The 8833-nt window shown below is 52.6% G+C and carries 10 protein-coding genes; 1 reads left to right on the forward strand and 9 read right to left on the reverse strand.

Features of this window, described 5'->3' with window-relative positions; translation table 11 throughout:
* Nucleotides 1–87: 87 nt before the first annotated feature.
* The 9 genes from CLOSYM_RS08350 to cobT all read right to left on the reverse strand — a co-directional run bounded on the left by CLOSYM_RS08350 (nt 88) and on the right by cobT (nt 8018).
* Nucleotides 88–726, reverse strand: coding sequence for a precorrin-8X methylmutase (locus CLOSYM_RS08350; RefSeq protein WP_003506863.1), 639 nt, complete (start codon nt 724–726; stop codon nt 88–90).
* The gene (locus tag CLOSYM_RS08355) at nt 723–2273 is read right to left on the reverse strand and encodes a cobyric acid synthase (RefSeq protein ID WP_021641782.1); all 1551 of its coding nucleotides are present in this window, start codon (nt 2271–2273) and stop codon (nt 723–725) included. Before CLOSYM_RS08355 ends, CLOSYM_RS08350 begins: the two co-directional genes overlap by 4 nt.
* Nucleotides 2273–3370 (reverse strand): pyridoxal phosphate-dependent aminotransferase, encoded by a 1098-nt coding sequence (locus tag CLOSYM_RS08360; RefSeq protein ID WP_021641783.1) that lies wholly within the window; start codon nt 3368–3370, stop codon nt 2273–2275. Before CLOSYM_RS08360 ends, CLOSYM_RS08355 begins: the two co-directional genes overlap by 1 nt.
* 30 nt (nt 3371–3400) lie before the next feature.
* On the reverse strand, nt 3401–4378 hold the full coding sequence (gene cbiB, locus CLOSYM_RS08365) for an adenosylcobinamide-phosphate synthase CbiB (RefSeq protein WP_003506857.1): 978 nt from the start codon (nt 4376–4378) through the stop codon (nt 3401–3403).
* 114 nt (nt 4379–4492) lie between these two features.
* Nucleotides 4493–4873 (reverse strand): bifunctional adenosylcobinamide kinase/adenosylcobinamide-phosphate guanylyltransferase, encoded by a 381-nt coding sequence (locus tag CLOSYM_RS08370; protein ID WP_044902265.1) that lies wholly within the window; start codon nt 4871–4873, stop codon nt 4493–4495.
* Between the two features lie 40 nt (nt 4874–4913).
* Nucleotides 4914–5294: an SMU1112c/YaeR family gloxylase I-like metalloprotein gene (gene gloA2 / locus CLOSYM_RS08375; protein WP_044902269.1), complete on the reverse strand. Its 381-nt coding sequence runs from the start codon at nt 5292–5294 to the stop codon at nt 4914–4916.
* Nucleotides 5295–5365: 71 nt separating this feature from the next.
* Nucleotides 5366–6133, reverse strand: a complete 768-nt coding sequence (locus CLOSYM_RS08380; RefSeq protein ID WP_003506849.1) for an adenosylcobinamide-GDP ribazoletransferase — start codon at nt 6131–6133, stop codon at nt 5366–5368.
* On the reverse strand, nt 6130–6753 hold the full coding sequence (locus tag CLOSYM_RS08385; protein WP_021641785.1) for a bifunctional adenosylcobinamide kinase/adenosylcobinamide-phosphate guanylyltransferase: 624 nt from the start codon (nt 6751–6753) through the stop codon (nt 6130–6132). The genes CLOSYM_RS08380 and CLOSYM_RS08385 overlap by 4 nt, the downstream gene beginning before the upstream one ends.
* A 98-nt stretch (nt 6754–6851) precedes the next feature.
* The gene (gene cobT, locus CLOSYM_RS08390; RefSeq protein ID WP_021641786.1) at nt 6852–8018 is read right to left on the reverse strand and encodes a nicotinate-nucleotide--dimethylbenzimidazole phosphoribosyltransferase; all 1167 of its coding nucleotides are present in this window, start codon (nt 8016–8018) and stop codon (nt 6852–6854) included.
* 473 nt (nt 8019–8491) lie between these two features.
* Here cobT and CLOSYM_RS08395 point away from each other — a divergent pair.
* Nucleotides 8492–8833: hypothetical protein (locus CLOSYM_RS08395; protein ID WP_021641789.1), on the forward strand; the 342-nt coding region annotated here is incomplete at its 3' end.

The following is an 8833-nucleotide window of genomic DNA, read 5'->3' on the forward strand; positions in this document are numbered from 1 at the left end:
GTATTCTGAAAAACTGCCGGGATTTCCCGGCAGTTTCTTTCGTTGCAGGCGATGATCTGTGCGCAGAGCGTGCAGATTATCGTTTTCTCACTGTTCTCTGTTTATCTGATAAATCAGGGCATTACAGACAGCGGCCGCAACATTGCTTCCCCCTTTTCTTCCCCTGGCCACTATATAAGGCGTATCCTTCAATGACAGAATCAGTTCTTTTGACTGGACAACATTGACAAAGCCGACCGGTACGCCGATAATCAGCTTCGGCCTAAGCCTTCCTTCCTGAATCAGCTCATAGAGCCTGACAAGGGCCGTCGGTGCGTTACCCACAGCAAAAATACAGTCGCGCCCCAGTCCCGCCGCCTTCTCCATACTGGCTGCCGCCCTTGTTGTCCCGTCGCTCTTTGCCTTCCCGGCCACGTCCTCATCGGCCATAAAGCAGAGGACTTCCCCGCCCATTTTATGGAGGGACTTTTTGTTCACTCCGGCTTTTCCCATATTTGTATCGGTCACAATGGTACAGCCCTCTCTTAACGCCTCAAGCGCTTTTTCCACGGCGCCGTCTGAAAATATGAGACTGTCCGCATAATCAAAATCAGCGGTGGTATGGATCACGCGTTTCACCACCTGCTCCTGCCCGGCCGGAAAGGTCCTGTCTCCCAGCTCTTTTGTTATAATCTCCAGGCTCCGTCTCTCAATCTCCTCCGGCAGCACCTGCTCCAATTCTATCATCGCAAACCATCCTCCAATATTCTGTAGACTGCCTCCATGTCGAGGCTCGTTCGAAGCTCCTGCGCCAGCTTGTCGTACTGGCTCTCCCGGTAAGCATGATAATCAAAGTCTCCGTTCTCCGTCTTTAAACCGGAAATCCCCTTCGCTTCCAGAAGAGCTTCTGTAACTGCGGCTGCAACTCCCGGACCGTCAAAGATTCCGTGTACATAGGTACCATAGATATTTCCGCAGGCCGTTCCGTCTCTTTTACCGGCGCCGGCACCGTTCTGGTACTCTGTCAGTGAAAGAAGGGAGGTCCCGTTTTCCCTGATCTTTGTCTTACCCATGTGGATTTCATACCCCTCCGTCTTCATTCCGGACAGGTTTTTGAAGATACCCGGCACCGCCTCAAAACGGCCCGTAATCCTGGTCCTCGTCTTTTCCTCGTGAAAAGACGTTACCGCACCAATCAGGCCCATCCCGGCCGCCAGCTGTCCCGGAATGCCGTTTTCCGTACCTGCTTCATCCACCAGGCTCTCCCCCATCATCTGGTATCCGCCGCAGATTCCCCAGATCGGTGTTCCCTTCGCAGCCGCTTTAAGGATCAATGCCTCCAGGCCGTTCTGGCGCATCCACAGTAAATCTCCCATCGTGTTCTTTGTGCCGGGAAGGATAATCATATCCGGTCTGCCAAGCTCCGAAGACCGGCTTACGTACCGTACCGATGCTCCCTTCATCGCCGACAGCACATGAAAGTCCGTAAAATTGGACAGTCTCGGAAAACGTATCACCGCGATATCGGCAAAAACACCGTGTTCCTGCCGTTCCCCGGGGAAAATGGCCGTCAGCCTGCTGCTCAGGCTGTCCTCATCCTCGATATCCACATCCATGTACGGCGTCACTCCTACGACCGGAATCCTGCATAAGTCCTCTATCATTTCCACACCCGGGTCAAGGATTGACTTATCTCCGCGGAATTTATTGATTATCAGGCCCTTAACCATCTTCCTCTCCTCCGGCTCCAGAAGCATCACAGTGCCGTATAGCTGGGCGAAAACACCGCCCCGGTCAATATCGCCGGCCAGAAGCACCGGCGCCTTTGCCATCCTGGCCATTCCCATGTTGACGATATCATCACTCTTCAGATTGATCTCCGCCGGACTTCCGGCCCCTTCAATCACGATTATATCGTATTTACGGTCAAGACGCCCGTATGCCTCCATGATGGAAGGTACCAGGCTCTTTTTATAGCGGAAGTAATCCCTGGCTGCCATGGTTGCAACCGGAACGCCGCTTACAATCACCTGGGAACCGGTATCACTGGACGGCTTTAAGAGAATGGGATTCATGTCCACCGAGGGGCTGACCTTCGCGGCCTGGGCCTGCACCACCTGGGCGCGGCCCATCTCAAGCCCCTCCCGCGTGATGAACGAATTAAGCGCCATATTCTGGGACTTAAAAGGAGCCACCCTATAGCCGTCCTGGCAAAAGATTCTGCACAGTCCGGCGGCCAGCAGGCTTTTCCCCGCATTTGACATGGTTCCCTGTATCATAATTGCCTTTGCCATTATCCCTTCCCTCCTGCTGCCTTCATGCATTCAAGCAGCGCTTTGTTCTCCTCGTGCAGTCTGACGGAGACCCGGTAATACCGTTTATCCAGTCCGTCAAAGTTTTCACAGGAACGGATTAAAATCCCCCTGTCCCTGCAAAATTCCTTATAGTCAAAACAGTTCCCAGACTTAAAAAGGATATAATTTACCATTGAGGGAAACACGGTAAATCCCATACACTCAAGGCCGTCAGACAGAAACTGTCTCTCCCGCTCCACCGCAGCCACCGTCCTGTCAATCCACCCGCCGTTCACGGCAGCCTCCCTCACGGCAGCCAGAGCGGCAGCCTCGGCCGGCGCCGATACGCTCCAGGGCTGGCGGCAGCATTCCATCCGTTCCAAAATCATCTGATCCGTACAGAGGGCATAGCCGAACCGAAGTCCTGCCATGGCATATACTTTTGTAAATGCATTGACAGCCATGACATGCCCGTATTCCTCCGGCCGTTTCTTTATCAGTGGAATCACGGAAAACTTTGCCCTGTCTTTTAAAAACCAGTTAAAGCATTCATCGACCACGAGAAAAATCCCTTTTTCCCTGCACAGACCGGCCAGTCTGTCAATCCAGCCGTTGTCCGCCGCCATTCCGGTCGGGTTCCCCGGATTGCCGATAATCACCATATCGGTGCCGGAGCTGTCCGCAACGCGGCTTAAAAAATCCCGCTCCCCGCCATCCAGTGCAAATCCGTACTCTTCTCCCGGGTAAAACCGTTCTGTTTTACAGCCGGCGGCCGAGAGGGCCGTCTCGTATTCCGCAAAGGACGGAGAAGGGACAAGGGCCTTACCCGGCCGCAGGGCAAAGACCAGCGTATAAAAAAGGTCGGATGCTCCGTTGCCGCATATCAGATGCTCCGGCTTAATCCCGTCCCCGTAATATTTTGCCAGAGACTGCCTGATGGTCCGGGACAGGCTGTCGGGATACCGCTCCCAGCTTTGCTCCGAAGCGGCGGCAGCTTTTTTAACCGCTTCCGGCATGCCGAAGGGATTCGTATTTACCGAAAAATCCAGTCTGATTTTATTGTCCGTATAGATGTCTCCCCCATGCAGATATTCCACTTCGCCGTCCCTCCATATCCTCGTAAACTATCAAATCCACATTCCTGCCAAAGCCTGCCAGATAAGCGCAAGTATCAGCGCGAAAACTGCCGCCGCATACATCAGCCGGTTCGCCCTTCTGATGTCCTCATATTCCACAGGGCGCAGCGCATCACCGATAAATGGTTTTTTACACAGCTCCCCGAAATACCAGGCATCGCCTGCTAGCCTGATATCCAGCGCCCCGGCGCAGACGGATTCCGTCTGTGCCGAATTCGGACTCTTATGGTTAAAGCGGTCTCTTTTAAATATGCGGCAGGCATTTCTATAATCTAACCGGCACACCGCCGCCGCTGCTATCATAAGCAGGGCGGACAGGCGGGAGGGAAGAAAATTCGCCGCATCGTCAAGCCTGGCCGCGGCCCGGCCAAACCAGAAATATTTTTTGTTCTTATATCCTGCCATGGAATCCATTGTATTAACCGCCTTATAGACCCAGCCCAGAACAGGTCCTCCCAACGCCAGATAAAAAAGAGGGGCAATCACCCCGTCGGAGGCATTCTCAGCCACTGTCTCCACGGCAGCCCTGGCTATGCCCTGTGCGTCAAGCACACTGGTGTCACGGCCTACGATCATGGAGACATTCCTTCTCGCTTCCTCAACATCCCCATTCCTTAAAGAGTAATAGACTCTCATGCTCTCATCCCTCAGGGAACGGGCCGCCAAAAGAAAATAAACCATAACTGATTCCGCCAGAAACAACGCCGTGTTCCCGGCCGCCGCAGCCGCATACCATAAACCAAACGACAATGCGGCCGTAATTCCAAGCACCAGCAGAACGAAGAGCGCCCCCCCGGCCAATTCTCCCTTTTCCGTTTTAGGGAACAGGCGGCGGATTCCTTTTTCCGAAAGGCTTATCAGATTCCCGATGCCTCTCACCGGATGGGGAAGGAAATGGGGATCCCCAAAGCAGGCATCCAGAATAAATCCCGCCAATGTCGACGCCATATGAATCTTTACACTGTCCATGATTTATCTCCAATGCTGTTTTACGTTTTATAATGGTACGGTTTACACGGCTGCGTTCCGCGAAGCGCGTTATTGTTAGCAGCGCACCGCATTTTGTCGGGACGTGAACAATAACTATTTAATCCTGCTTCCCAGTCCGCATATAACGCGGTAGACCTCATCCGAAAAAGCGGCGATTTTCTGGCAGACACGGCCGTCCTTCTCCCTGTATTCCCGCGCAAATGCGTCAGCCGGAACGATTCCGCAGCCGATTTCATCGGCCACCACCACGGCCCCGCCGTTCTTTTCTATCAGCTCCCCAGCAAATACGGCCGGATCTGTCCCTTCCTGCATTAACCGCAGGACATAACATTCCAGATGGAGAATCAGCTCAGCCTCCAGAGCTTCCCCGTAGCCGGAACAGCGCCCGTCGGCGGCGGCTATGTCCTTATCCTGAAAGAAGCTGTAGGCAAACTCCGTCTTTCCCTGGGCCTGTCCGCCTGTAATAAATATCATATCACGACTCTTCCTTTCCGAACTTCTCTCTGTTTTTCCGTCATTCATGCAGCTCCAGGGGCAGTCCGTCGGGATCTTTGAAAAATGTCATCTTTTTATTCGTAAATTCGTCCACCCGGACCGGCTCCGTCTCAATGCCGGCGGCATTTAATGCTTCTACCGCTTCCTCCATGGAATCCACCTTAAAAGCCAGATGGCGCAGGCCGCAGGCCTCCGGATAATTCAGCCGGGCAGGACTGCCCGGTATTCCGAAAATTTCCAGCTCGCAGTCCCCCAGCTTTAAATCCAGTTTATAATCGCCCCTCTGTTCCCTGTAATTCTCCCTGATAATTTCAAAGCCAAGCTTATTAACGTAAAAATCCCGGGATTTCTGATAATCCGATACTATAATTGCAACATGGTGAATCGTATTCAAACGAATCATAATCGTTATCTCCTTTCCTGGCCGCCAACGATAACCGGCACGCTCCGCGCATCGATCACCGTCTTCCGTCAGCGCAGTCCCGCCAGGCGGCAGGCTGCCATTGCAATGATAAGTGCCAGTTCAAATATCTGCAGAAAATAACCGGCCAGATCTCCGGTCATTCCGCCAAACTCTTTTACCGTCATTCTGTAGTAATAACAGAAAACCATAACCGCAGTAACAATGCAGATAATCCCGCTAATTGCCCCTGCCTGCATAATCCCCGCAGCGGCTGCGGCCAGATATGCAGCCATAATGAATTGAACCGTCTTCGTCTTGGCTTTTCCCGAAAATTCGGCGGCCAGACCGTCTTTCTTCGCCTTTGGGAAACTGACTACCGACAGGCCGCTGAGCGCTCTTTCCGCCACGAACACGTATGACAGCAGGCAGATATCCGAAAATTCCAGCTCCGAGAATGCGGCTCCGTAAAGAAGCAGGTATACTCCGAGTCCGATTATGGCAAATGCCCCTGTATGCGGATCTTTTAAGATTTCCAGTTTCTTTTCCCGGGAACCGTAGGATCTTCTTGCGTCCGTCACATCGAGAAAGCCGTCCATGTGTATTCCTCCGGTAACCAGAAGCGGTACGGCGGCGCCTCCCAGCGCCATGAACAATTCTCCGGCTCCCAGCCTCTTCGCCAGCCAGATAAACAAAACCAGGACTGCGCCTGTTATCAATCCAATCAGCGGAAAAAAACACATGGCATATTTCATACGTTCCTTTGTCCACTCCACCTGCGGCACCGGTATTTTCGAATACATGGACAGCGCTATCAAAAAGCTTCCAAGCAGATTCATTTTCTCATTTCCCTTCCCTGCCCCTTAATACGGATCGGAATGCCGTATACTACCTCCGTTACCGTATCCGCCATCTGTCCCAGGCGGCAGTTGATTTCGCCAAGCAGGCGGATATAACGCATGGTTTCCGCCCCGTAATCCATCCCATCGCAAAAGACTTCATTCGTCACAATCACCAGTTCCCGGCATTGGCGGCGAAGATGCTCCACTCCCTCCAAAATATTGTTCAGGGCATTTTTCTCATCCCGGTAAAATTCATTCGATGCCAGATTTGACATACACTCCAAAAGAACCGAAGTATTTTCTCCGGCCTGCGGCAAGGCCTTTTCCCGCACTGCGGCGGCCAAAGCCATTTTTTCGCCGATGGACAGCTTATCGCCAGTGGACTGCTTATCACAGGTGGACAGTTCGAGGGAGGATAGGCCGGTATAATGTTCGATGGTTATAAATCCCTTCCCGCTGCGCATTTCCCGGTGCCGTCTGACACGTTTCCGGCCCTCATCGTCCCATACCATCATCGTTGCCACATAAATCCGGCGGTGTAATGCGCTCTCCGCTATCAGCTTCTCCGCATATTCCGATTTTCCGCTTCCGCTTCCGCCTGTCACAACATGCAGCATATGTATCTCCCATCTTTTTCCTGTATTGTCCACAGACCTGCAAAAGGCGCAGCTCTGCAAACAGAAACCTTTAGCTGATTTGCTAAATAAATTCGGCGTTAGAGAGGCTTGTACTCATCAATCTCAATGTCTTTAAAAGTACTCATCCTTTCATAGACCGCCAGCGTCATATCCAGCAGAGGAAACAGGGCAACCGCCCCGGTGCCTTCCCCAAGGCACATTCCAGCTTCGATGGCCGGTTTTTTCCCAAGAAAATCCAGCATTTTCCTGCCTGCCGGTTCCGCCGACACATGGGCGGCCAGCATATATCCGCCTGCCGTCTCATTAATTGCCACAGCGGCTGCGGCTGCGGCTGCCGAGATAAAGCCGTCGATTACAACCGGAATACGGAAGATGGCTCCGCCAAGAAATACTCCTGCCAGTCCTGCCAGATCGAAACCGCCGACCTTAGATAAAACATCCAGGCCATCCGATGGATCCGGCTTGTGGAGTTCAATCCCTCTCTTGATCGTTCGGATTTTCTGCTGAAGCCCCGAATCGCTCAGCCCGGCACCTTTTCCGGTCACAGCGGCGGGATCCAGTCCCAGCAGGACGGACGTCACCGCGCTGCTCGTCGTGGTATTGCCGATCCCCATCTCACCGGTTGCAATTATCTGATACCCCTTATTCTTCAATTCTCCGGCCAGCTCAATTCCTGCCAGAACGGCAAGAACCGCTTCCCTCCTGGTCATGGCGGTTGTCTTTATAAAATTATCGGTACCTTTTCTGATTTTACGGTCAATCAGAGGATGTACGGTTCCCGTCTCTCCCAGTTCACAGGCCACCCCGATATCCACCGGATACACATCCGCTCCTGCTTTTTCAGCCATCAGGCAGGCACAGCTTTCCCCCTTTGTAAAATTAGAGGTGACCGCCGCCGTAACCTCCTGCCCCGTCTGGGTAACGCCTTCCTCTACGACGCCATTGTCGGCACAGAAAATAATCAACGCCTTTTTATCAAGCTTTACAGCCGCAGAACCCGTCATCCCGGCTATTTTAATAATGTCTTCCTCGAGAACTCCAAGGCTCCCTAGAGGTTTTGCTATTTTACTAAAGCGGAATGCCGCCGCCCGTTCCGCTTCCTTATCAGCCGGAACAAGCCTCCCGCACTGTTCTTCCAGAAGGGCGGACAGCTGTCCCTCCGTCCAGTCCCGGTATGTCTCCCACTGAATTTCTGCTTCCCTGCCCGGCTCCCTGCCAAGGCTGCGTCTTGCCACTAACGTCATTCTAATCCCTTTCAGTCCGCCTATTATCTCACTCTGTATACAGCTTTCATTGTTGCTTTCATTGTTATATCTACATTTAAAACAGAACCATTATATCAAAATCCGGTCGTTTTGACCATACATAAATGCGGATGTTTCATTGATGATGGGAGGACACATCCAAAACGGAGCGGGGATGATGTTAAACAATTGTATTGGCAGCGCGAATCAGCAAGGAGAGACTTCGCTCTCCATTCTGAATATCACAAAAATGCATCATTAAACACTATCCCGCCCTGTGCAACACGGAGCTGTCCGCTTAATGTCCATTCATTCTTAAGGCATGTCAGGTTGCCGTCATTTGTAAAACAGAACTGTTTGTCAATCTTTTGCATAAGCTAGTTTAAGACAATGTGTAACGGATATTTTGCAGATATATTCCGCAAAACACATCAAATCTATGGGAAAGGACTGAATTAATATGAAAATATACAATGATGCTGACAGTTATAAGGATAAGAATTTATGCAATTGTTGTTGTGATTTCTGCGGTGGATGCAATTGCCGCCACTGCTGCCAGGGACCGCAAGGACCACAGGGTGAACCAGGACCGCAGGGTGTACAGGGAGCACCCGGTCCGCAGGGCCCCGCCGGGCCTCAGGGATTACAAGGCGAGCCTGGGCCTCAGGGGCCGGCTGGACCTCAGGGCTTACAGGGCGAAACCGGACCGCAGGGGCCCGCTGGGCCCCAGGGCTTACAGGGCGAAACCGGACCGCAAGGGCCCGCTGGGCCTCAGGGACTACAAGGCGAACCGGGACCTCAGGGCTTACAGGGTG

The organism is [Clostridium] symbiosum ATCC 14940, assembly GCF_000466485.1.
GTDB lineage: Bacteria > Bacillota > Clostridia > Lachnospirales > Lachnospiraceae > Otoolea > Otoolea symbiosa.

What these genes read in the sequence shown, in the direction of transcription:
- CLOSYM_RS08350 (WP_003506863.1), bottom strand. Translation starts at nt 726, where the DNA reads ATGATAGAATTGGAGCAGGTGCTGCCGGAGGAGATTGAGAGACGGAGC.
- CLOSYM_RS08355 (WP_021641782.1), bottom strand. Translation starts at nt 2,273, where the DNA reads ATGGCAAAGGCAATTATGATACAGGGAACCATGTCAAATGCGGGGAAA.
- cbiB (WP_003506857.1), bottom strand. Translation starts at nt 4,378, where the DNA reads ATGGACAGTGTAAAGATTCATATGGCGTCGACATTGGCGGGATTTATT.
- CLOSYM_RS08370 (WP_044902265.1), bottom strand. Translation starts at nt 4,873, where the DNA reads ATGATATTTATTACAGGCGGACAGGCCCAGGGAAAGACGGAGTTTGCC.
- CLOSYM_RS08380 (WP_003506849.1), bottom strand. Translation starts at nt 6,133, where the DNA reads ATGAATCTGCTTGGAAGCTTTTTGATAGCGCTGTCCATGTATTCGAAA.
- CLOSYM_RS08385 (WP_021641785.1), bottom strand. Translation starts at nt 6,753, where the DNA reads ATGCTGCATGTTGTGACAGGCGGAAGCGGAAGCGGAAAATCGGAATAT.
- cobT (WP_021641786.1), bottom strand. Translation starts at nt 8,018, where the DNA reads ATGACGTTAGTGGCAAGACGCAGCCTTGGCAGGGAGCCGGGCAGGGAA.